This is a genomic window from Halomonas sp. TD01, assembly GCF_923868895.1.
Taxonomy (GTDB): Bacteria; Pseudomonadota; Gammaproteobacteria; order Pseudomonadales; family Halomonadaceae; genus Vreelandella.
Genome location: NZ_OV350343.1, coordinates 1,820,554 through 1,844,191, shown reverse-complemented (window position 1 = coordinate 1,844,191; position 23,638 = coordinate 1,820,554). Strand labels below are relative to the sequence as shown.

Annotated in this window: 17 protein-coding genes and 1 pseudogene; all 18 read right to left on the bottom strand. The window is 51.7% G+C overall.

Annotated features, from left to right (window positions below; genetic code table 11):
* Positions 1-10 precede the first annotated feature (10 nt).
* Positions 11-1,954 (bottom strand): annotated as a pseudogene (locus L1X57_RS08505) (type VI secretion system Vgr family protein); the annotation flags it as partial.
* A 1-nt stretch (position 1,955) separates the two neighbouring features.
* Complete coding sequence (locus tag L1X57_RS08500) at positions 1,956-2,498, bottom strand: hypothetical protein (protein ID WP_009722766.1); 543 nt, start codon at positions 2,496-2,498, stop codon at positions 1,956-1,958.
* Positions 2,492-3,373 carry a type VI secretion system PAAR protein gene (locus L1X57_RS08495; protein ID WP_009722767.1) on the bottom strand — a complete coding sequence of 294 codons (882 nt, stop codon included), beginning with the start codon at positions 3,371-3,373 and terminating at the stop codon, positions 2,492-2,494. Before L1X57_RS08495 ends, L1X57_RS08500 begins: the two co-directional genes overlap by 7 nt.
* Positions 3,374-3,453: 80 nt before the next feature.
* Entirely contained in the window at positions 3,454-4,044 is a 591-nt protein-coding gene (locus L1X57_RS08490) for a GNAT family N-acetyltransferase (protein WP_039868799.1), read from the bottom strand.
* On the bottom strand, positions 4,034-7,678 hold the full coding sequence (gene tssM, locus L1X57_RS08485; RefSeq protein WP_009722769.1) for a type VI secretion system membrane subunit TssM: 3,645 nt from the start codon (positions 7,676-7,678) through the stop codon (positions 4,034-4,036). The genes L1X57_RS08490 and tssM overlap by 11 nt, the downstream gene beginning before the upstream one ends.
* A gap of 35 nt (positions 7,679-7,713) precedes the next feature.
* A complete protein-coding gene (gene tssA, locus L1X57_RS08480; protein WP_009722770.1) occupies positions 7,714-9,162 on the bottom strand; it encodes a type VI secretion system protein TssA in 1,449 nt (482 codons plus the stop codon).
* 11 nt (positions 9,163-9,173) lie between these two features.
* Complete coding sequence (gene vasI, locus L1X57_RS08475) at positions 9,174-9,827, bottom strand: type VI secretion system-associated protein VasI (RefSeq protein ID WP_009722771.1); 654 nt, start codon at positions 9,825-9,827, stop codon at positions 9,174-9,176.
* A complete protein-coding gene (locus L1X57_RS08470) occupies positions 9,824-11,416 on the bottom strand; it encodes a sigma-54 interaction domain-containing protein (RefSeq protein WP_009722772.1) in 1,593 nt (530 codons plus the stop codon). The genes vasI and L1X57_RS08470 overlap by 4 nt, the downstream gene beginning before the upstream one ends.
* A 4-nt stretch (positions 11,417-11,420) precedes the next feature.
* Complete coding sequence (gene tssH, locus L1X57_RS08465) at positions 11,421-14,069, bottom strand: type VI secretion system ATPase TssH (protein ID WP_009722773.1); 2,649 nt, start codon at positions 14,067-14,069, stop codon at positions 11,421-11,423.
* A gap of 8 nt (positions 14,070-14,077) precedes the next feature.
* Positions 14,078-14,920 (bottom strand): type IVB secretion system protein IcmH/DotU, encoded by an 843-nt coding sequence (gene icmH / locus L1X57_RS08460; RefSeq protein ID WP_009722774.1) that lies wholly within the window; start codon positions 14,918-14,920, stop codon positions 14,078-14,080.
* A 3-nt stretch (positions 14,921-14,923) separates the two neighbouring features.
* The gene (gene tssK, locus L1X57_RS08455; RefSeq protein WP_009722775.1) at positions 14,924-16,258 is read right to left on the bottom strand and encodes a type VI secretion system baseplate subunit TssK; all 1,335 of its coding nucleotides are present in this window, start codon (positions 16,256-16,258) and stop codon (positions 14,924-14,926) included.
* On the bottom strand, positions 16,258-16,797 hold the full coding sequence (gene tssJ, locus L1X57_RS08450; protein WP_009722776.1) for a type VI secretion system lipoprotein TssJ: 540 nt from the start codon (positions 16,795-16,797) through the stop codon (positions 16,258-16,260). The genes tssK and tssJ overlap by 1 nt, the downstream gene beginning before the upstream one ends.
* Positions 16,794-18,176 (bottom strand): type VI secretion system-associated FHA domain protein TagH, encoded by a 1,383-nt coding sequence (tagH, locus tag L1X57_RS08445; protein ID WP_009722777.1) that lies wholly within the window; start codon positions 18,174-18,176, stop codon positions 16,794-16,796. Before tagH ends, tssJ begins: the two co-directional genes overlap by 4 nt.
* 3 nt (positions 18,177-18,179) lie before the next feature.
* Complete coding sequence (tssG, locus tag L1X57_RS08440; protein WP_009722778.1) at positions 18,180-19,205, bottom strand: type VI secretion system baseplate subunit TssG; 1,026 nt, start codon at positions 19,203-19,205, stop codon at positions 18,180-18,182.
* Positions 19,169-20,932 (bottom strand): type VI secretion system baseplate subunit TssF, encoded by a 1,764-nt coding sequence (tssF, locus tag L1X57_RS08435; protein ID WP_009722779.1) that lies wholly within the window; start codon positions 20,930-20,932, stop codon positions 19,169-19,171. The genes tssG and tssF overlap by 37 nt, the downstream gene beginning before the upstream one ends.
* A gap of 18 nt (positions 20,933-20,950) precedes the next feature.
* Positions 20,951-21,382, bottom strand: coding sequence for a type VI secretion system baseplate subunit TssE (gene tssE / locus L1X57_RS08430; protein ID WP_009722780.1), 432 nt, complete (start codon positions 21,380-21,382; stop codon positions 20,951-20,953).
* Positions 21,383-21,397: 15 nt separating this feature from the next.
* A complete protein-coding gene (gene tssC / locus L1X57_RS08425) occupies positions 21,398-22,876 on the bottom strand; it encodes a type VI secretion system contractile sheath large subunit (protein ID WP_009722781.1) in 1,479 nt (492 codons plus the stop codon).
* A 52-nt stretch (positions 22,877-22,928) separates the two neighbouring features.
* A complete protein-coding gene (tssB, locus tag L1X57_RS08420; protein WP_234668017.1) occupies positions 22,929-23,435 on the bottom strand; it encodes a type VI secretion system contractile sheath small subunit in 507 nt (168 codons plus the stop codon).
* Between the last annotated feature and the right edge of the window lie 203 nt (positions 23,436-23,638).

The following is a 23,638-nucleotide window of genomic DNA, read 5'->3' as shown; positions in this document are numbered from 1 at the left end:
GTTCTAGGGTGACGTACTCACTGGCTTCCGAGGCGGCTTCACCCGGTAACCGCGGCAGCACAATGGCGTGGCCGCGGCCACGACCGGGGCTGCCGCCGGAGTTGATCTTGACCATGGCGCCGACGATGGTCACGCCGCCGCTGTCCAGCTTGATAAAGCTGCCGCCCGCGTTAAGGGTAATTTCATTGCCCGCATCCAACACGATCTGGCTGCCCGCTTTGTGGTGCAGTTCACGGCCTGCCTCGACCAACTGCGCCTCGCCGTAGTGTTCATGGCGGGTGTCATCGACCTGGAGGTGATCATCGCCTTTGATCAGGGCGTGGCGTTTGCCGTGTACCGTCAGGTGATCATCGTGGTGGATCTCGCTGAGGCGGTCGTGGTGAACGGTGAGGTGGCTATGTCGGCGGATTTCTTCGGTGCGGTCGTTGAGGGTCAGCAATTCCAGGTCTTTTTGGGCGTGGAGCCAGATCTGCTCTTGATCGGTTTTGTCGTCAAAGCGCAGTTCGTTAAAGCCACTGCCTTGGTGGCTCTGGGTGCGCAATACCGTGCGGGTCTTATGTTCCGGCAGCGGGTACGGGGGCCGGTTCACCGCGTGGTAGGTGCGGCCAGTAACCAGTGGTTGATCCGGGTCGCCTTCTAAAAACGAGACAATAACCTCATGGCCGATCCGCGGTATTGCCATGCTGCCATAGCCGCCGCCTGCCCAGCCTTGGGCAACCCGTACCCAGCAACTGGCGGTCTCGTTGGGTTCGGCGTAGCGGTCCCAGGGAAATTGCACTTTAACGCGGCCATGTTCGTCGCAGTAGATCTCTTCGCCCTCTGGCCCGACCACGAACGCCACCTGAGGGCCATCGACTCGGGGCTTGGGGGCGGGCGTCGGGCGAAAGGGTTGATCCCGCGGCATGATTACCACCTCGTTGTGGTAGCGGGTCATGCCGTCACCCCCTGCGGCATCTTCTTCCAGGGCCTGGGGCTGTTCCCCGTAGTGCACCACCGAGACCACTTGCCATTCCTGGTTCAAGCTTTCCGTGTCGTGCTCGGTGAGGGTAAAGCACAGGCCGGGGGCCAGTTCAGGTAAGTCACTCTCCGCCTCGGCGGTGGTAGCATCAGCGCGCAGCGCTTCCAGGCGGTGGCGGGTAAACGGCTTGCCGGAGGCGTCTTTTTTATAGCGCCCTGGGTAATCGAAGTGTTCGTAATCCTCCCGCTGGGCATGTGCTTCCAGGTCGCGAGCCTCATGCTGGTGGCGCTGTGCATAGGCGGGGTTCTTAAAGCTGTAATCCTTGAGCGTGACCGAGGCAGGGCGCACACGGCTGACCTGACGCAGCTTGCGCAGGTGGCGCTGGGGCGGTGTACCGCCCGCACGGCCGTGGTAGGTGCGCTCGCCGACGTTGGGCAGAATCACGGCGGCATCGGCAAATACCAAACGGTGTTGACCGCCATCCGCATTCTCAAACTCGTGAAAGTAGAAATAACCCTCTTCGGCAGCTAAGCGCTCAATAAAGGCCAGATCGGTCTCGCGGTACTGAACCAGAAACTCACGCTCGGCGGGCTCACGGAAGGCAGACACGCCCATATCGGTAAGCCCACGCTCGTTGGCCAGGGTGGTGATGGCATCAAACGGCGCGATGTCTTGAAAGATACGCGAGTTGTGACGCAGCGACAGCCGCCACAGGGCGGGGCGAATCTCGACACGATAAAAGCTGCGGCGGTGACCGCGATCACCGCGATGAAACTCACTGACGATGCCATGCACGCGGCGCAGCGGCTCGCCATCCTGCCAGATCGTCAGCGTGGCATTCTGATCCAAACAATCAGAGGGCGACAGGTCATGGGTACGGCTGGCAAATTCCACCGAGAGCACAAACGGCGCTGACAGCGCCTCGCGGTGGGTAAAACGCACCACCGCCGTGTCCTTCGCTCCGGGTAGCGATAGGGTGAATTGAAGTCCTGACATATTATCGTCCTTGAGTATCAGTGTGTTCGCAAGTGTGCGCGTCTTCATTCATTAGAGAAGCGCTAGTGTCTGATGAAGTCTTTTCGAGCGTGTAAAACCAGCCATCTAAAAAAAGCCACAGCTGACGGTCCACTACTTCAAAAATATAAGGCAACTCATTTAGCGAACGACTTTGCACACTCAGCGTGGTGATACTCTCTCTTTCCAGACCAACGCCATAGAAACTCCCAAACCGTTCACTTACTTCAGGAACATTGCCCTCTCCCTTCAGAACAGAGTGGTTTTCGATTTGATAAGCAGGGTCTTCATAGACAGAGCCATCCCAAAATAAAAACTCTCTTTTATTCACCTTAACTTGTGCGTTTAGTTGGCGAAGCGCATTTTCACGACTCGTTCGCCCTCCCCGATATTGCTCTATTTTGGTCACACAATAGGTACCATAAAGATATTCAATCAACTCATTCTTTTCTACACCACCCGCATAACTCGAAGTCAGCGTAACCAAGGCAACAAAAGATATAAGCATCTTTAATATACTTACCATCTTTTATATACTCCCTTTGAAAACATCTCCCACTCAGCAGAACGACGATTGATAAGACCCTGGTTGACTTGTCCTTGCGATTTATTCCAGGCCTTCCATGCTTCTTCAAGAGATGTAAAGGGTGTTTCAGCTTGAGAGTCATTTATTAACTTAACTACCGATGATGAACTAAAACCTCCCACTCCAATGTTGTAAGCAAGCATGACAGAAGCATCTAACTGGTGAGATTCAAGAGGAACGGGAATAACGCGGTTTACTGCATTAACAAAAGGGGTTAGATCATTATTAAAGAGTTGATCTGCTTGTTGAGCAGTAATGCCATCTTGATAAATCTGCCATTCTTGCCGAGAAATAAGATGTCCATAACCAACCGTAGCGCCTGGTACCCAGCGATTAATCTCTTCACCGGTTTGATCGTCATAGGGCATCAAGCGAAGCTCCTCAACTCCCTTCAACCACTCTCTACCTGCTTCACTCAAAGCAGTTGCTTCAGAGCTTGGAGGAGTAGCTCTACTCGTTGATTCAGAAGCAGGGGCGTTAACTAGCGCTATTGAGGATATGGTAGGCACACCACCCACGTCGGTTACATCTCCTCCCTCCCCTGAACCAGAGCCAATCACTACGCCACCGCAATCCACTGCGTGGCCGGTCAGCGCCGCAGGTTTTCCATCGATGAAAATTGTTCCTGAGCCTTCGGCAATGGCACGCGGATGAGGAGGATGCTTGGGTTTGGCGTGTGGCGCTAATGGGTCACCTACACGAGCCATCGGCTTACCATCCATTAATACCGTGCTACTACCCCCAGTCACTGGCGTTGGGGGGAAACCATCATGGTCGGTGCCTATATCACCTACTAATACAAATTTTTGGCTCATTAGCGGAACTCCTTCTCCGAGCAACTTGTTCGTCTTAGTGATACTTATCTTTGGGTCGGCCAATCATTTAGTCGCCCTGCTTACTCATCCCACATTGCAGGCGCTTCGTAGCTGGCAACATCGAAAGCATCTACGTATTGGCGAGTAAAACCCGCCGCTTCAAGGCTATCGATGGCTGAGTGGCACACCATTGGCAGACGTGTTTGTAGCGGTACACCTTTAAGACTACGGCGCACCGCAGTTAATAGTCGCGTGCCGTGACCACTACCTTTCCACTCTTGGCTGATATAAAAAAAACGCAGTTGCCATGCGGCTTCGTCATCCGCCCTACAGGCGAGCACCATGCCAAGAGGCGGGCCTTCACCATGCCTAAGTGCTAGCAGACGTCCCTGCCAATAGGCTACTTGGCCTTCTTCCCGCTGAAGCCATAAGCCACGATGCACAGTGAACTCAAGTGCACGACGCAGCGTTTCCAACACGCTGCTGTCACGCAGCACCCACGGGGAGTGTCCCTTTTGATCTGCCTTATAAACCGCCTCGATAAAGTTATCGATATCTTCGTTGCGTGCATCTGACAATAATCGCGAGCGCTTCACGCTATGGCTAATCGTTGACGTTGCAGGTTGTCGATTCGAGCCGATGGTGAGCAGTTGCTTGAACTTAGTCAGCATGATCACCTCGATCAGCATAGAGGGCTGATGGCAGTTGAAAGCCTGCGGCTAATGGGCGGGTAAACGGATTAGGAGCACCATCGGCAAACAGACGATAGCGCATCGCACCGCCAGCCACGTTAAAACGTAGCTCCAGCTCACGCTCGCTTACGCTGGTAATATCCGCTTCTTCTAGTAGGCGAAACCATGCCCAAGCGCCGTTCTGCGTGATACTCCGCGGTGAGCGGTTAATCTCACTGGGTACCATCGTGATGCGGCTTTCCGTACCGCCGCGCAGAGCATTAGGCCAAATCATAGAAACGCGTTGGCTAGCGCTGTGTGCATACTCAATAAGCTGTCCATCAACACTGATCACACTACGCCGCTTATCTGGACTTAGGCTGATAGGCTCAAGGGCAAACTCTACGTCGAGTGCACCGTCTCGGCTAAAGTAAGCGCGGCGAATCTGTTCTGCCTGTTGAACCGCCGTATAAAGGCTGTCTCGCAGCAGTGAATTCCCGTCGGCATCCACCAAATACTCGGGAGCCCCTTCAATAAAGGGTTTCAGACTGTCTTGGTAGAATGAATCTAGCGTGCCACCTGGAGCAAAGAAGTCCTCGAAGTCGCTTAACGCCACTTCCTGACTGGCATTCGGCGACAATGGATAACGGCCAGCCAAATGTGCTTGATAGGGTGCAACAACATCATCCAGCCATTGGCTTTCAAGATGGCGTGTGGCTCTAACCATCATTAACTGCCAACTTTGGTCAGCCAGACTTTGCAACATCCGACCTACCGGTTCTGGCGCATTGCCAGCGATGCGCTGCAGGTTATCGATAGGGTCATTACCCCGTAGCGATAGCCGGTCACGTACCGTCAAGAAAGCAGCTCTCCCGGTATTATTCGACTCCTCTATATCTAGCAGATAGTTTCGCAGTGCTGACACAGCTTGCTTAATCTCCTCAAGAGTTGAGGGATTACCATCACGAGCTTGGCTGAGTCGGTTGACCGGCGTAAAGGGCTGCTCAATAGCTGAGGCTAATTGATAACGCTGGGATTGACGCAATGCTTCGCGGGCTTCTTCGTCATCGACGGGCAGCTCTGGATAGAGGCTAGTATTTCGCTCAATCGCGGCTAATAGTCTATCGAGCGGCCGCTGCGGCCCTACTAAGGAGTCGGCTACCACAATAGCTTGACGAATATCGGGCAGTGGCACCAAGTGCGTATTACGCAGCGCGTCGCGCCAACTAACGTGGTAATCGCCAACATAGTGTTCCCGCAGCGCGGTTTGCAGTTGCTGTGTATCTGCATCGCTGAAGTTAATGTCCTCGCGCTGGCCTAACACCCAGGCATCAACCAGTGCTAGCTCTGTTGCGCGCGATAATTCGTTTAGAAAGTATTTCTCAAAGCCATCTCGGGTTAGCAGATGTGCCAGGCGCACATGTTCAGGGTCATCATCGCGTGCCATAAATACTCTATCGAACAGCGTGCCAACACTATGCCGGAGGTCCAATCGCTCACCATGACGATTGCCTGCCGCTTTTAGCGCTAAGTAAACACGCTCATCAATCGGTTGGCGGGCTAGCTCATGTTGTGCCGCGTCGATACTTCCTTGCAGCGGTGCCATCGCTTGCTTAGCACGTGGGCTCCCCTCAGCAATACGCCCTTCTAGGTCACTATGTTCCAAAGCATAGTCTAGATGCGTTAGCAAGCGCTCTTGCACCTCGCCTTGCTGAGGAAAGTACGCCTGCCAACGCTGAGCCATAAACCGCTCAACCCTTTCGGGTTGGCGACCACTAGCATCTGACATCATGCGTAATACGCGTAAGAGCGCCAATTTGGCGTTGCTGCCCTCTTCAGATCGGTTCATATCGTCCACAATGCCAATCATGATGGCAGGCAGAAACTGCTGCTCTAGCATGGCGAGATAGGCGCGTTCTACCTGGGCACCTATGATGTGCCCTTGATATAACCCCATATCTGCTAGATACGTTACGTGTGTACGATAGCTTTCAAAGGTTTCCATCGTGTCACGCAGCCGATCCAGGGGGTCGAGGAATTCATAACCCGAGGGGTCATCGCTTTGAAACGCTTCAGGGTGAGTCGCCAAAAACGCTGATGCGCGCTCTTCGACAGCAGTAAGCGAAATGCTATTTTTTTGGTAGAAGTGACTCCACCCTGCAACGAGGATTACACCCATTATTGAGCAGGCGGCAAGGCTGTACGTACGCATGCGTCTGCGCCGCTGTGCAACTCTGGCATTATCGCTCGCCAACCCTGTTTCCGGATAAATAACCTTCTCGAAAAGATCTTCGGTGAAGTACAACGCACTACGAGTAGCGCGGTGGGCAGACTGAACGCTATCTTTCATGCCATAGCGCCGAGCAGCTGCATCCACGAAGGGATCTTCCGGCACCCCCTGTTGATATACCGATGTGAAGTAAGCGCCACGCACGATCGCAGCAGTAGAAAAACGGTCGCTGGATAACGCTTCGCTTAAAAAGCCAAATAGGATATCTCTTAACCCGGCGAGCTGACGTACAAAACGAAATACCGACTCTCTCTCTTCACGGTCACGACACTCTGACAACATAGCGGGTAAAAGCTGGTTCACGCGAGCCAGCATGGCATCGTAATCAGCCTCAAACTCAGCTTCCCATTTGCCAGGGGTATCAATGGAAGCAGGGGTAAACGTAAAGCCAAGGGGGGTCTTTCTAGCTGAGCGAGAGTAGTGACGAAAGAAGCTATCAAAACCGTGCAACAAGTCCATTTTGCTAAAGGTCACGTATACCGGCAGGCGAGTACCATGTTGTTCCATAAGTTCGCGTAAACGGCTACGCAGCAGTGCCGCATAGGCTTTGCGCACAGCCACCTTGGCATGACTCAAACGAGCTAGGTCCAGAACCAATACCACTCCATCTAGTGGTCGTTGAGCTCGGTTGCGTTCAAGCCACTCCACAAAGTGTTCCCATAACCGACGCTGAAGCACCTGCGACTCTTCACCCTCCAGCGCCCCCTGCGTCAATAGCTCACCATCAGGGTCTATCAATACCGCTTTGTCACCAATCCACCAGTCGAAACCTAGCTGGCTCTGTTTGCTGCTCTGCCCGGAGGCTTTCATCACATGGGTAAGTGCAAAGTTCTGGCCAGAGCGGTTGATAAGACTGGTTTTACCAGCATTCTCTATCCCCATGACCAAAAACCAAGGCAAGCTATAACGACTTTTGCTTCCACCTCCCAAGCTACCAGTTATTTCTTTCAACACTGCGTTCAAAGAGTCTTCTTGGCGTTCAACTTGATCGATGGCAGGGTCTTCCTGACGAGCTTTTTCCTGCTGGCGTTCGTCATCCAGCCTACGTAATCGGCGGGCAAGGCTGACACCCCATATGATGGCCACTACCGTGACTACTAAAAGTGTTGCCAGCAAACGGTTCATTAAGGGAGCAAGAGGAGTGGTTTCCCGCACCTCCCAGTTTGGCCCCCACCACCAAATAGCAATTACCAACACGATGAGTAGTACCACCCAAAGCAGTGTTGAGAGGCGCAGAAGTCCTTTGGCTTTGTTACCGTGCGCATTGGCCCTGTTTTTCGCGGTTTGCGCCCGGGAAAAGCCAGGCACCCAGCGGCTCAGTTTTGATTTTAAGGTTGACCACATTAGCCTTTATCCCTCGTCCCTGTTGATGATGACCACTAGTGTGTCTCTTGAACCGCTGCTTTTAATCGTGACACCAACGCTGGTTCCCAATGTCCTAGCGCCAGATCCGTTACTGTTTGGTACAGCGTGTGATAATGCTGCTGCGCTAAGCTTTCCAGACCTGCTTCATGTAAAAGCTCAGCACTGGCTAGTCGCCAATAGACACTCTCCCGTGGAGAACAGGCTCTGCTTAGCCCTTGATCTAGCACTTTGAGTGCTGCACTAAGATCGCCGCCTTTCACCGCTTCCCGAGCTTCTTCCAAGCCAGCTTCCCATGCCTCATTACCATTACTGACGGCTCCGCTGTTACCCGCAGAACCATGTAGCCAGCGCATCGTTTCCTCCTCGAGGAACGCAGCACCATTGTTGAAGGTCAGTGATTCGATACCCGGCAACCGCTCCACAAACCGCAGCGTTTCCTCACGAATCGCTTCTGCACAGCATGAATAGCCCAGCTGTTTGGCCAGCTCGGCACTGAGCCGATGCCCTTCCAACCAATAAGGGCTTAGCGCGAGGCTATTCTCAATGCGCTGCCAGAGAGCGTTATCGCCCCCCTTGGAGAGGGATTCACGGTAATCAGCAATACGATCAGCAGAGACTGGGGAAAGCTCCGTTTTGCCATTTTCTTTAGCGACGGGAAGTGTCTGGATCGTGCTCCAAACCGCATAACGACGCAGACGGTAAGAGACTTGTTCGCCAGGCGATTGTTCGCCAAGGAATTCAGCCATTTTCAGCAATGCCTGACGATTTGAGCGATCGTTACCTGCTTCTAATCGTAGCTCTGGCGCTTTGGCAGTCGCAGGCGCTTCGTATCCCTGACTGGCGGAGGTCTGCTCTCCCACTTGCTGGGGCGTTAGATTTTCTGGCGCCGATGATGACTGCTCCACTGAGCGCTGAGCAGTTAACTGGCGGCTTAAATCTTCAATTGCCTTGCCGGGTAGCGATGTTTCAGTCACTTGCTTCTTTAGCTCGGCAAGCGACGCCTGACAAGCTTCAAACTCATCCTCGGCATTGTGAAAGTCGAGCCCAGATACAAGTTTGACACTCCGTTGAATAAACTGCTGCAACAGCCGCAGGCGCAGCTTGTCACCGCGCTTACCTCCAAATGGATAAGCATGCTCCCACCAAGGTTGAGCAATACTGCGTGCTAGTAGGCGTAAGGACAGTGCAAAACGCACGCTGCTGCCATCATGCTGCATGCAGTGCAGCAGGTGCCCCAGCACTTTTATGTCTTTGCCACGCTCACTCAACATACGAATTGCCAGTTCCTCAGCGGTCCCCCACTCCACTTGGCCGTGCTGAAGTGAGCCTATCTTCATCATCTCTTCATCTAATACGAGATAGTCATTGTCATCTTCTAACGACTCTCCCACGGGAAAGCCGTCTGCGTTTGCTCCCAAAGGGGCCAGTAAAGGAGCCAAATGAGATTCTGCGGTAATCTGCATATAAAACTCCTTTACCAGCGACACGCTTCACGTAGTGGCTGGATGGCTTGGCGCAAGCCGGTTGTATCAAAGTGCAGTTCATCCAGAGCGGCAACATCGCTATGTAGCGTAATACCAGTGGCATTTAGCAGTTGGCGGAGTGTATCGATAGCCGGTAGACCCCGTCCGCCGCTCACTACGTGACCACCATCCCGCACACGCCACTGCTGTTGAACAGTGCCGCTATTACTTGTCAGCCGTAAATCAACCCTGGCATTGTCGAGTGGTGCCGGAAGGTGTAATTGAAAACGAGTAATCAGTTTTTCGCAGGCTATCACCAGAATCGGGCGAGGCGGTGTGGTGCCTAACGCTGGCATGCTGATCAGCACCTCATCTCCTGCTTCCTGTACGATTAATCCAACATTCCTTTCATTACGCGCTCCTTCCTGATGCTCGATAGCATGCCAAAGACCAGGCAATTCACTATGCTCATCACTCAGCTGTGCCTGTTGAAAAATAGCGTCGTAACAGTTCAACCGTTCGAGCCGCGAAGACGCCTCCGCACATAGCTGCGCACGTTCTATCAAAGCGCTGTCATCCTGGGCCTGTAGGGGGAAACTGATCAGCGCACCTAGCATCAGCAATACACGCATTGACCACTGGTGTTTTGGCAACATCGCGTTCATTTCGTATCTAGTTCCAGTTGCTGACACTTGTGAGCCAGTGTTCGCTTCGGCAAGCCCAAGCTTTCAGCCGCCTGGGCGCGATTTCCGCCAAAGCGCCTTAAACGTTGGCGAATGATGGCGGACTCCACATCACGAAGCGCTTGGCGAAGATCGTTTATGTCATCGTTTAGCGCGAGCGACGTTGTTTCCACGCTGTCTACGGTTTGCGGTGTGCTCTCTTCTTGCTCGCCGGGCAGCACATAAGCATCGATATCGGCTCCCTCAGGCGTCATGGCACAAGCGTAATCAACGATGTTCTTAAGTTCGCGAACATTGCCGGGATACTCTCTCCGATAAAGTAGCCGCAACGCTGCTGGCGTGATGCCCATCTCGTCACGTGCCTCCCGAGCACAAAAATCAGTGATGAATGACTGCGCTAATTGAGCAATATCCTCACGCCGCTCTGAGAGTGTCGGTAAGGTGATAGGGAATTGGCCTAATCGGTAATAAAGGTCAGCACGAAAACGCTGCTCGCGAATTTGTGTTTGAAGCGGTTGGTGTGTTGCCGCTACCAAACGAAGATCAGCGCAACGCTCCTTGCTTGCCCCAAGCGGCCTGTAGCGGCCACTTTCTAATACACGAAGCAGCTTGGCTTGTAGCGCTAACGGCATATCACCAATTTCATCTAGGAATAAGGTTCCACCGTCAGCCTGACTAATCAGCCCATCCCGGGCCTGATCAGCTCCTGAAAAAGCGCCTTTGGCATGCCCAAACAGCTCTGATTCCAACAATGCTTCGGGAATGGCAGCACAGTTAATCGCCATAAAGGGGCCTTTAGCCCGTGCCGAAAGTTGATGTATCGCCCTTGCTACACAGTCTTTGCCCGTGCCAGTTTCTCCTTGAAGCAGTACCGCCAAGTTTGTTTCTGCTGCACGCACTACATGTTGGCGTAGTGACTGCATGGCTGTTGATTGACCCAGCAGCTCTTCAGCTAATTGGTCAGCTAATGCTTGGCGACGAGCCCCATCGTTCAGCTTGGCTAAGGAGTCCTGAAGTACTCGTGAGCGCAGTCGCTCCCCCTGCTCTCTAGCAAGACGCGCCCATAAGCGGCATAACAAGGCTTCAAAAGCAGCCATACCGGGGTCGTCTTTCAGCGTTGTCAGCCTCGCTAGCTCGCCTGCTAGTAACATCACCCCCAGCCACTCCTTCTTTCCATCACTGGCACGTAATGGACGAATTTGTAGCTGCAGTGCAGCAGCTAATGGAGCCACTTGTGCTTGAAAACTCGGATGATCCAAACGAATTCGTGCATCTGCCACGCTAAGCGTTAGCGCCTTGCCACCACGAATGACATGGGCATAAGGGTGATTAAAAACTCCACAATCAAACTGCCCTTCATCACCATCCCGCCCTAACCAACGACCACTTCCTTCAATATAAAGGCACTCCACAAATACCAACCCCAAGTGGTGTTGCAATAAATGCGCAGCTTGCTGGCGTAGCACAACCGTTGAGCTGCTCTCCACTAGCGTTAAAGCGATCGGCATAGCTGCTAACTCAGCGGTGAAACATCGTTCCGCAATGGCTTCATGGGAAACAGGCAGTGTCATGGTGTCAAACTACCTCTGCTGTGAAAAAGCCACTCTCGGGGTCGACACCCAGCACGACGTTTGCCACTGTTTCACGTCGCGCCATACGTTCGAGCAGGGCCCGGGAGAGAGGAGGCAGCAATTCGCCATCAATCACCGACTCCAGCATGCGCGCTCCGTTTTCACTACGAGTAGCTCGCACGCATATTGCTTCCGCCAGGGAGTCGTTTAGTACTACCTCTGCTTGACGATGGCGCTCACGGATACGACCAGCCAGCGTGTCGAGCTTGGCCGTCACAATGCTGCGAAGGGTGTCGCCATCAAGCGGTAAGTAAGGCACCACTTCCATGCGCGCCAGCAGGGCCGGTTTGAAGAACTCTGCGAGTACCGGATAAAGCGCAGCATCGAGCGCATAGACATCGTTGCCATGGGCAACGATGGCCTCATAGCCAAGGTTTGAAGTCAGGAAGAAAAGTACGTTTTTACAATCAATTATTCGCCCTTCCCCATCTGCCAGCTCGCCTTTGTCGAACGCTTGATAGAAAAGATTGAGTACATCGGGGTGTGCTTTCTCTACTTCATCGAGCAACACCACCGAATATGGACGCTGACGTATCGCTTCCGTTAAAAGCCCGCCCTCACCAAACCCCACATAGCCAGGTGGAGAACCAATCAGCCGAGAAACCGTGTGTTTTTCCTGATACTCGGACATGTTAATAGTGGTGAGGAACTGGCGGCCGCCATACAGCTGGTCGGCAATCTGCACCACGGTTTCTGTTTTGCCCACGCCACTCGGGCCTACGAGCAAAAAAGCACCTAACGGACGTCCGGGGCGACGCAAGTCGGCACGCGCCGTTAACAGGTGCCGATGAATCCGCTCAATAGCGGTATCTTGGCCTTTAATTTGTTCACCAAGGTAAGCAGGCAGCTCCGTGAGGCGTGTTAACTCATCGCTGGTCATCCGCTCAACCGGCACACCGGTCCAGTCGCCAATAACCTGAGCAATTTGGGCTTCTTCAACACTTGGGTTAACCAACGAAAAATCGTGCTGCAAGCGTGTTAACTGCTGCTCGCATTCGACCAACTCAGCACGCAACTGAACCGTGGATTGCTCATTAAACTGATCATCACTACTCTGGCCGTCGCCGCTCTGAACATCCGCTTCCAACAGCTGGCGGTGGAGAGCCACAATGGCATTCACACATTCACGCTGCTCTTGCCAGGCAGCCTCCAAGACCGTGAGCTCATTCTCAATGTTAACCAAACGCTCACTAAGCGCCTCAAGAAGAGCGGCATCAGGTTCGCGGCCTAACAGTTGCTCACGTGCAAGCTGATCCTTTTCGCGCAGTGCAGCCGTATGTTCACTTTGCAAGTGGCTCAGTTTTCGTGGTGGTGTATCAAGCGCTTGCGACAACCGTGTGCAAGCTGTATCCAACACGTCAATGGCTTTATCTGGCAGTTGACGACCCGCCAGATAACGTGCAGACAACGCAGCAGCTGCCCGCAGCCCGCTATCACCAATCAGTACACCGTGGGCACGCTCGTAAACATCTTGCAGGCCTCGAAGAATGACGAGTGCCTGCTCAACACTAGGCTCTGATAATGCGACAGGCTGGAAACGGCGTGAGAGTGCAGGGTCTTTCTCGAAGTATTTCTTGTACTCGCGCCATGTTGTCGCCGCAATTGTGCGCAACTCTCCGCGGGCTAGCGCAGGCTTTAGCAAATTGGCCGCGTCGCCACCACCTTCCTGATTACCCGCACCAATCAGCGTATGTGCTTCATCAATAAAGAGTAGTGTTGGCTGCGGTGCATTTTTGACTTCATCTATAACGGCTTTTAGGCGTTTTTCAAATTCCCCCTTAACGGCGGCGCCAGCTTGAAGCGCTCCCAAATCAAGCGTTAATAATTCCACACCGGCAAGTGCAGCAGGTACTTGCCCAGCCACGATACGAGCCGCTAACCCTTCAACGACAGCACTTTTACCCACCCCTGCATCGCCAATGACAATGGGATTGTTTTTACGGCGGCGACCAAGAATATCAAGCATCTGGTCGATCTCTGGGTCACGCCCTAAGACAGGGTCTAACTCTCCTTTTCGTGCTTGCTCAGTAAGCGAGGTTGCAAATCGCGACAACGCACTGTCATCACCGGGACCAGAAGAAGACTGGTGCGGTTGATTGGCAGCATCTTCTTGGGGAGCTTCTGCTGAGTCGACAGTGAGTCGATCCAAGTGGCGGCGCAGATTCTCCCGATTAATGTGAGCCAGTAGTCGAGCCGAGCCTGCGCCTAAATAACGCTCGATATTATGTAGTAGTGCTGTAAATATCGCGCCACTACGCAGTGTCCGGTGCTGATACTCAGTAGAAGCTAATAGCCACCCATCCTGCAGCAGTTCAATCAGTAGCGGGGAGAAGCTTGGCGTGGATACTTCTGTGTTAAGTGGTGGGCGTGTTTCTTCAGCCAGCTGAGCGCGTAGAGCTACCGTATCTACATCAACGCTTTCACAAATGCTGCGAACATCACATAAGGGCTGGTCGAGCATTGCTTGCAGTAAATGCCCCACGGATACCTCTGGGGCCTGCTGCTGTGCGCAAAGCACGGCGGCTTGCTCTAGCCCTTGGCGAGTAATGGCATTGAGGCGGCCAATAAGCGCTGATAGCTCTACCCTGAGCATGATAACTCCTAGCGATAAAGTTGATTAAGAAGCGAAGCAATCTGTTCGGCTTGTTGATCAAGCATCCATGAAAAGCCCAGATAAACGCCGGTCATAGCAACACCGAACAGCGCAAAAATGCCCCATATAGGGAAGTGAGAGGTACGCCGTTGGCGACCACGAACCACATTACTGAGTGGCTGCGTCAAGGCCTCTTCAGCAGGCTGTTTAAGGGCGGTAAGCTGGTCACCCAGCGCTCGAACAATGTGCTCATACTCTTCGCTCCCATGAGACCTAACGTGATAGCGCCCCCCGAACCCAAGACACAGACACAGATAGATAAATTCCAGCATATCTCTGTAACGGTGAGGCTCCTGCTGTAACCGCGAGAGGATGGAGAACACTTTTTCTCCCCCCCATGTTTCATTGTGAAACCTTGTCAACAGGGAGTGCTCGGCCCATTTACTCTGACGCCCCCAGGACATGCCCATGACCGCTTCATCAATGAAGGAACAGAGAACATAGCGGTACGCAAGCAGTGTGGCTCGGTCGTACCCCTGCTCTGTCAGTTCAATTTCGATAGCCGCGATCTCATCAACCACTTGCTGATAGAGACTCTCTATATCACCAGCACTGTCGAGTTGGCGTACGCGCACGACCATTCCGAGCAAACTACTGGCAGCATCTACCAGCGGATTTAAACTGTGGCCGCGCAAACGAAACCAGTAGTCCTCATCAGCATTTAGCTGCTCGGCATGACTGTGAACCAAGTGCTCTATACCGTGCTTGCTAATACTGTCTTCGTGCCGCCCCTTATGATGGGAAAAATGTTGCTGGGGCGAATCGTGCTCATCAGTGACAAGTTGTTGCATGGTTTAACTCCTGATCGCCCAAAACTGCATTTCCAAACCTGGAAATTCACCGGCGACGTGAAACGCAAATCCACTGGCATCGTTAAGCATTCCCCAGGCTTCGCTTCGGCGGTCTAACTGGAAGTAGGTGTAACCAGCGTGATAAGGCAGCTCGCGGGGAGCTACCGGCAACGGCTCCAACGGCACACCGGGCAGCTGTAAGCTAATGAGGTCACGAATACGCTCGACGCTGGCCACTTTTGTTTGCTGCAAAAACAGTTTGCGTAGTCGCTCGTTAGGCATGTCAGCCCGCACCGCGAGAATAAACTCTGCTGTTTCGATCAAACTGAGATCCGAAAGCGGCGCGACCAACAAACCAAAGCGACGTGCCTGTAGCTGAATGGCCATGGCACGTGGTTCAAGTACTGTGGAAAGCGCTTGGCGGAGCATTTTCATCAAAGGGCGAAACGCTCCCTCAGGATGATTGTGATCATAGGCCGGACACTCCGGCGGCAAGCGTGATTCATCGGTGAACGTGACCAGCTCACAAGCAATCTCGTGCATGGTGTCGTAGAGACGCTCTGGATGAAGTTGCCCTAAGCGGGCAAGGTGCTGGAAACGAGGCTGAGCCCGATTAAGCAGCTGCAAAAGCATAAAATCCGCCACATCTGCAACCCCGGCTTGATGGGGTGTGGACAGACGTTGGGCGATGTTGCGAGCACGCTCACGCATCAGCCCTGACATTTCGCCGACGAAACGTTGTAAACCTGGGGCGGCTTGAACGTTCAAAAGCGTGGGTATGAACTGCTCATCCAGCACTAGGCTACCGTCAGGACGACGTTCAACAATGCGCGCCACTGCAAGGCAGGCATAGCCACTACGGTCATCCCGTTCGAGCAATAGACGAGGGGCTACACGTGCAACATCAAGCTCTGTCGTTGCCCCATCCCGAGAATGCAGATCCCTAACGCTACTTGACCGCAGTCGATAGCGAGCTGGCAGGTCGTCATCAGGCCAGCGCACTTCACCGATACCGTCCGTTGCTAATGGCAAGCCCAAGTAGACAACTTGGTTAGTGATGCTCGTATCGCTAATTTCCAGCGGCGCAGGTTCTACATCATCATCGGGCAAATGAAAGGCCACACCATCCGGCATCACACCGCTTGCACGACTAATTGCCACCCGTCCAAAACTAAGAAATTCGTTATTAAGCTCAAGAGAAAGGAAGCCGTACAGATAATGGCTGACTCCTTTAAGCCGCGTATCCAGCAATCCTTCTAAACTACGCTGCTGCTGTTGAAAGTGCTGAGGCTTAATAAATAAACCTTCGCTCCACACCACACGGTTTCGGCTAGCCATTACTCCTCCTTCCTTAGTTCCACTTCACTGTCACGGAGGTGAACCAGCAAGTGGTAGTGCTCTCCACGGCTTTTAACCTTCACAATCTTTTTCCACTCCGCTTCATTCGGCGTGGCGTAAAATGCGATGATTCCGATATAGCGTGTTGCTTCATCAATCTCGAAAGGCTCATAGAACTTCCATTGCCCTGGAAGCAAAGTAAAGTCGTCATGGGTCAAGTAATTAGTGCCCAACGACTCTTCTAAATCTTGCTGTAACTGAGTTAAGTCGGCAGCCATCAGCATCGAGTCGTCTTTGAGTTGCAACACCTGAAAGCGTAGCGGCGTTCCATCGCCATCCACATTGGGGTTTACATTCCTTTCTGCCACCATGCTCAGATCAACAAGCGTAGGCCTGTCTTCCGGATAGCCAACGGGGATCGACGGGTCACGAATGACCTCCCAGACTTTCCCTGTCGTTTCTCGTGTTGAGGCACAGCCGGCCAACAAAATAATGAGACAGATCAGCACAATTATCCGAACTGCACTTGACGCGCTCATGCCCCCTCCCGCTGCTGGCGGCGTACCGATTGGTCGTAAGCTTGTTCAAAGACTTCCCAAAACAGTTTTTGAAAGCCTTGCTGACGACCAGAGTTCAGCTCGCGGTAATAGTGCTGGTACATTTCCCATGCCCAATCTCCTTCGTCTTCAATACGGTTGCCTATCCCTCGGTAAGCGTGAAAACGTTTAAGCAGTGTCTCGGGAGAAAAGGCATCCAGGATGGCACCAAGGGCTAGACCGATAGCCTCTTCAACAGCCGTTTGGTGTTGACCTTGGTGCCGTAAGCTCTCGGCTACGGCTTCTGGTGCAGAGAGGTGAACAGGGCTGCGCTGCGCAGAGAACATCGTTTCCGCGGTTTCACCATAAGTCATCCCAAGTCTCAGCGGGTTATCTTCAATCGGCTGTAAGCGACGGTCACGTAGTGGGTATTTACTATCATTCTGAAACTGCTGTAACAAACGCAGCCCATCAATAGTGGCTCGTAGTGTTTGCCCAGCTTCTTGTAAAAAAGCTTGCTGCTCTTCAGCATCCCGAAAAGGCAAATCAATACCCAATCCTCGAAGCAATGGGTCAGCACCTATATGACCAAGCGCCTGCGTCGTCGGCTTTTGCCAGCGATCCTCTAGCTGCTCGCCCACAGAGCGCTCCAAGTCATCTAGTTGCCGTTCATCCATGTCACTGCTCCTATGCTTTTTTGTGCCGCTGAAAGGTTTAGGTTTTATATCGGGGAGACGTACTGCTTGATCACTACGCTCCTGCTGATGCCAGTCCCCACGCTGGTCATGCTGAGTAAATGACACAGTCTCTAAAGGCTCTACTACCGATGGCTGATGCTCATCGCTATCAAGCGCCACTATAGGGTCATGCTGCTGCGAGCTAGGCATAACGCCGCCGAGTAATTCAATGGGATCGTCTTCTTTGGTTTGATGATGATCCACACGCTCACTGCCTACCGGTCGCGTGTCCGTGACCGTCATCACATCCTCATGCTCTTCATCAATCAATGTCGTTAATGAGAGGACGCCTGGCTGCCGGGCGCACCAATCACCCAGGTGTACCTTTAATCGATACTCACCTACGTTCAGCTCATCCCCATCGTTCAATGCTGCCTTTCGGTCACGACCGATAGGTAGTGTTGCGCGGTTAATAAAGGTGTGTCCGCTGCAATCCACCAAACAAAATTTACCGTCGATTTTAGTAATGTCGGCATGACGAGGATGAATTTGCCCCATATGGTCTTGCAGCAACCAATCATCGCTGTCGCCACTACCCAGCGTCCCGCCCTCTCCGTGAAAAACGTGACTACTAGATGAGCGCCCTTCAAGCTGCTCACTGTTAACAACGACTAGCGTGATGCTCTCAAGTGGATCGGCCTGCATGATTTAACTCGTCATTTGAATATGTACATGACGACGTTTAGAAGTGTCGTCACTATCTGGATTAACAAATGTTGTCCAACCCAACTGACTTGAGCCAGCATCGCCTAAACGCATGGGCTTCACCTCACTGGCTAGAAGTTCAAGCTCTAAGTCGTAGGCAAGTGGTTCACGTAATACAAAATTTACTAATGTTTTTAACGACTGATGCTCCTCACCATCGGGCAAAAAATCGCGAAAACGAGAAAGCGTCAGCCCACGTAGGCGAAGCGCAAACTTTCCTTTAACATCGGCAACTCTCTCGCCAGCCACCATATCTTCACCAAGTGTCATCCCCGTAAGGCCATTTCGGCTGAGCTGATCTGGCGGCATATCTATCCATCGATAGACCCATTGCTTAATTTCAACCTGGGCCACCTCAAAGCAGTGACTCACAATCCCACTAACCACATCAGGCGAGCGAGAGCGTCCGGCCAACAGCCCCGCATAGGAAAGCATCTTGCTCCAGTTAATCGGCGTTTCACCGCGCAAGTTGCTGTCAGCGAGACCGACTAAGGAAAAAATCGCGGCAGAAAAGCCATCCTGAGCGTTATTTTGGTAACGCACATGATGGCGATATTTACGCCATCCTCGATGGGTTAGTGTCAGCAAGCGATGATTAAAAAAGTCTAGAAAATCCCCCGCGATACCTTCATGGTGCGCCGACTCATGGGCAAGCGCTTCCAAGTAGTAGCCCGGCAGTGGAGATTGCGACCCTTGCAGCCCCAGAAAACTAACCTCCATTTCATACTGGCCGTATTCATTAGCCTCAAGAGCCAACACATCACTACTAGGAAAACCCAGTGAAGCCGAAGCTTTGTAGCGCACTCGCTGAAACACCGGCACGCTACCGCCATGACGCTGCTCCAAATCATCGTGGTGATGACGGTGCAACAGCTCCACTAGTTGAAAAAATTCATAGCGTCGCGCCGCATTAAACAAGGGCGCTAGCAGCGCTACATCAGAGGCTGCTGTCCCGCTTGTAAGCTCCATACGTAGCGCTCTTGGTTATGGCGATTGATTATTTGCAACTCATGGAAAGAGTTAATGCTGGCGTACAAGGACAAAAAGCGAGCCAGCACACTGCCAAACAGGTAAAGACTGCCTTCATCTCCAAAAGCATTTTGGTCAAGCGTCATAATTGAACGTAAACCTCGCACTGGCAGCCCTTTGCGTAGCCGATCAACTGGCTGAGTATTAATATCTACAATCCCAGTTAATCGATTGTGAGCTACGCGCTCTGCCTGACGATCCACCAGAGCACGGAAATCGTAAGCCCTAAGCACCGCACAGAGCGCATCACGATTTAGCAGTGAAAGGTAATTGAGCGATAAGTTAGAAATTAAGACCCACAGCAAACCATCATCGATGGCTGGACGCAGTACCTGTGTAGGGCGTGTAATGTTGCGAAAGGTAGCGAAAGTAGGGCTATCATTTGTACCGACACACACATCACCAACGGTCAGTTGCTCCGGCAATTCTCGATTACTACAGGTCAAACCCAGTGAAATCGTCTCACGGCGCCCAAGACATAGCTGCTCATCCTCACGTGTAAAAGCTATGTCATGATCGAAGCCGTCACCGCGTAGACTGTTGCTCACTCGCACGCGATAGTGCAACGCTTCGCGTCCTTTATCGCTTTCAATTTGATGTTGAAAACTTTCAAAGGGCACATAGCGCCGCAAGGATGCCTGTGAGCCACTTTGGGAACCCTCTAAATGACCCAGCACGCTATCTACACTATAAGTTTCATAATGTGCCGGCATCTTACTGCTTGGCCGAATACGGTACTGACTTCGCTCTCCTGTTAAGTCAACCGGTTCAGCATCGTGATCAAAGAGGTTAATCGCCGGTGTACAGTAGAGAGCTAAATGCTCATTTTTAACACGCGCATCGGTGGGTAATGGGCGAGAAAAAACAAAACGAAGCGTTACACTATCCGACGCTGCAGAAGGTAATAATTGCCCTATTCCCTGTACGTCAAAGAAATGAAACGCCTCGGGAAAGCAAAGATACTCCTGCAATATCCGATAGCCTTGGTGGACATTTCGTGGGTAAGGCAGTAACGCTTGATCACTCTCAAACCCTACTGCTTGCAACGCATTTGTAGCTATCGATTGCCGCTGTCCATTCACTTCTAGCTCCAGATGGGCTAGATAATGGCTCATCCATAGATACAGTGTCCGAGCAGTATATCCGTCGCCCCCCAAGTGTAACCTCAGGGCATCAATCCCAAGTGTATTCAAGGGTTGATCGCTGTGAACTTCTAGGGATAGCTCTACAATAGAAATCTCTCTGGTATGGCGCGCATCAACGCCACCATGAACTAGCGGATAAAGCGCCACATCGTGGCAGGTACGAAATAAACACGATGTGCCTTCAACAGGAATACTGGCTAGTTCAGTGCCTCTTTTAACTTGCTGCTGTTGACTCAGTCCGTGCAACTTGGGCGTGAACTGGATCACGGTCATACTTGGTACCGGACGCAAGTAATTAGGCCATAACATACTAATGAGCGAGTGAGTAAGTTCGGGAAATTCATCCTCTACTTTTTCGCGCATGCGACCAGTCAAGAAAGCAAATCCTTCCAACAGACGCTCTACATCTGGATCAGTGCTCCGCTCGGAAAGAAAGCGGCTAAGACCAGGGTTTGCTTCCGCAAACTCTCGGCCTTGTCGTTTCAAAAAGTTGAGTTCGTCACGATAGTAGCGATTTAGCATTCGCGCCTCTCAGGCCTATCAGTTGAGACACTGATAACGCTTGTTGTTAAGCAATAGATCAATGGTGGTTGGAACGCTTTTCTTTCCCAGCAACAACGTGGCATGAACTTGAAAACGTAGCTGCAGCCCACTGCCTAGGCTCGGCAGGGCTTCGACATCAACATCTTGAATCCGGGGCTCATAACGCTCTATGCAGTGACGAATAGCCTGCTTAATGTTGAGCTCCAAATTAAGTACACCTATCGTGGCATCATTGAAATCAAGGAGGCCTAGTTCGGGTGCGCAAGCGCTGTTTCCAGGGTGACTATTGAGCAACTCAACAAGGTGGTGCTTTATGGACGCCACCACCATCTCCAGCGGGCTCTCTTCTGCGTAATGAACGGTCTTGCTTGGCGCTGCTAAGCGTTCAAAAAGCCGACTTCCGATTCGCCCACCACGTTCCATTGCCATAGCGCTTTTGTTCCTTTATTCCTTATCAAGACGCCCAACGAGAGACAACTCAAAACTGGCACCCATGTACTTAAAGTGAGGGCGCACTGACAAAGAGACTTGATACCAACCTGGCTCGCCATTAACGTCAGAAACCTGGATAGAGGCCGCTCGCAGTGGACGACGGCTACGGACATCAGCTGGCGGATTTTCTTGGTCTGCAACGTATTGGCGAATCCATGCGTTAAGCTCACGCTCAAGATCCTGCCGCTCTTTCCAGGAACCAATCTGTTCGCGCTGCAACACTTTCACGTAGTGCGCTAATCGATTGATGATGAACATATAGGGGAGCTGCGTTCCCAACTTGAAGTTGGTTTCTGCCACTTTACCCTCAGCCGTATTGGGGAATACTTTGGGCTTTTGTACGGAGTTCGCTGAGAAGAAAGCGGCGTTATCACTACCTTTCCGCATGGTCAGAGAGATAAATCCCTCGTCTGACAATTCAAATTCGCGGCGGTCTGTAATCAGCACTTCTGTCGGTATTTTGGCCTGCAACTGACCAAAAGCCTCGTAGTTATGAACCGGCAGATCTTCGACAGCACCGCCACTTTGCGGACCAATAATATTGGGGCACCACCGGTACTTGGCGAAGCTATCTGTCAAACGCTCCGCCAATAGATACGCTGTATTACCCCACAGATAATGCTCGTGATTTTCACTCACATTTTCACGGTAATTAAAGGTTTTGATTGGATTTTCAACTGGGTCATAAGGCGTACGTAACAAGAAGCGGGGTGCCGTCAAACCAAGATAACGGGCGTCATCAGACTCACGCAAACTGCGCCAACGGGCATATTTTGGCCCCTCAAAAATCGCTTTAAAGTCTTTAATATTAGGTAGCTCTTCAAAGCTATCAATACCGAAGAAAGAGGGCGCAACAGAGGACATAAAAGGAGCATGAGCCATTGCCCCAACGGCAGAGGTGTACTGCAAAAGTTTCATATCAGGTGAAGACGGTGAAAAATCGTAATGACCGATAACACCCGCAACTGGCTCGCCGCCAAATTGCCCATAGCCAGCGTTATAAACGTGATGATAAAGGCCGCTCTGACTAATTTCAGGCGCGAATTCAAAGTCATCAAGTAACTCTTGCTTCGTTGCATGCAATAGATCTAGCTTAATATTCTCACGAAAATCAGTGCGATCTACCAACAGTTTCAATCCACGCCAAGCAGACTCTAGCTGTTGAAAGTTATTTTCATGCAAGATCTCATCAACTTGATGGCTAATTTTTCGATCTAGTTCCACGACCATACTGTCAATATAAGACTTGTTAACTTTTGGCGTCTCATCGCTATTACTTAGAAGCTCTGTAATAAACGCTGCCACCCCTTGCTTGGCAACATCGTATCCTTCATCAGCAGGGGCCATACGTGTTTGTGCCATGACCTGATCAAGAAGAGAAAGCTCTGCTTCAGCTTCTAATACCGTCTTTTTTTTAGCTGCTTCATTCATTTTTCTACCTCGAAATCGCTATACGACTGATAGATAAAAAAGTTAAATATAATTAATTTCTATCATTAGATTTATCTAGCAAATCCAACTCGCTCAAAAGCTGCTGACGTGCGCTATCATCTTCGAGCAGTTTTTGTAAGCGATTTCGGAAATTAGGCACGTTACCTAACGGCCCCTTTAAAGCAACCAAAGCTTCACGCAGCTCTACCAATTTACGCAGTTCGGGAACTTGCTTTGCTACTGCATCAGGCGAAAAGTCTTCAAGTGACTTGAATGACAAGTCAACCGATATATCATTAGGCTCTTCGCTCTCATCAAGTCGATTAGGAACAACGGCTTGCAGCGACAGATCAGCTTCTCGCATGACAGATTGAAAGTTAGCACTATCGATCAATACTGCCTGACGCTCCTCAATTGGAGTCTCCTCTTCTCTACCTTTGAAGTCCCCCACGACCAACAGCTTAAGTGGTAGCTCTGTATCAGTCTGCTGACCTCCAGTTGCTGGCACATACTTAATATTGATGCGCTCTTTTGGCGCGACAGTTCCTTGTTTAGCCATGATTTATCCCGGAAAAGTGACTAAATGTAACCGCAAGTAGTTATTAACAAAGCGAGACTAGCGAACTAAAAAACAAGTTTCCAATCGCAAAATTGTGTATTTATAGAAACAATCAAAACTGCATCGAATAAAAATAGAAGTTGACTGTTAAATCGCGAATTTTAACAGCATTTAGCAACAATAAATAAAACAAACTATAATTT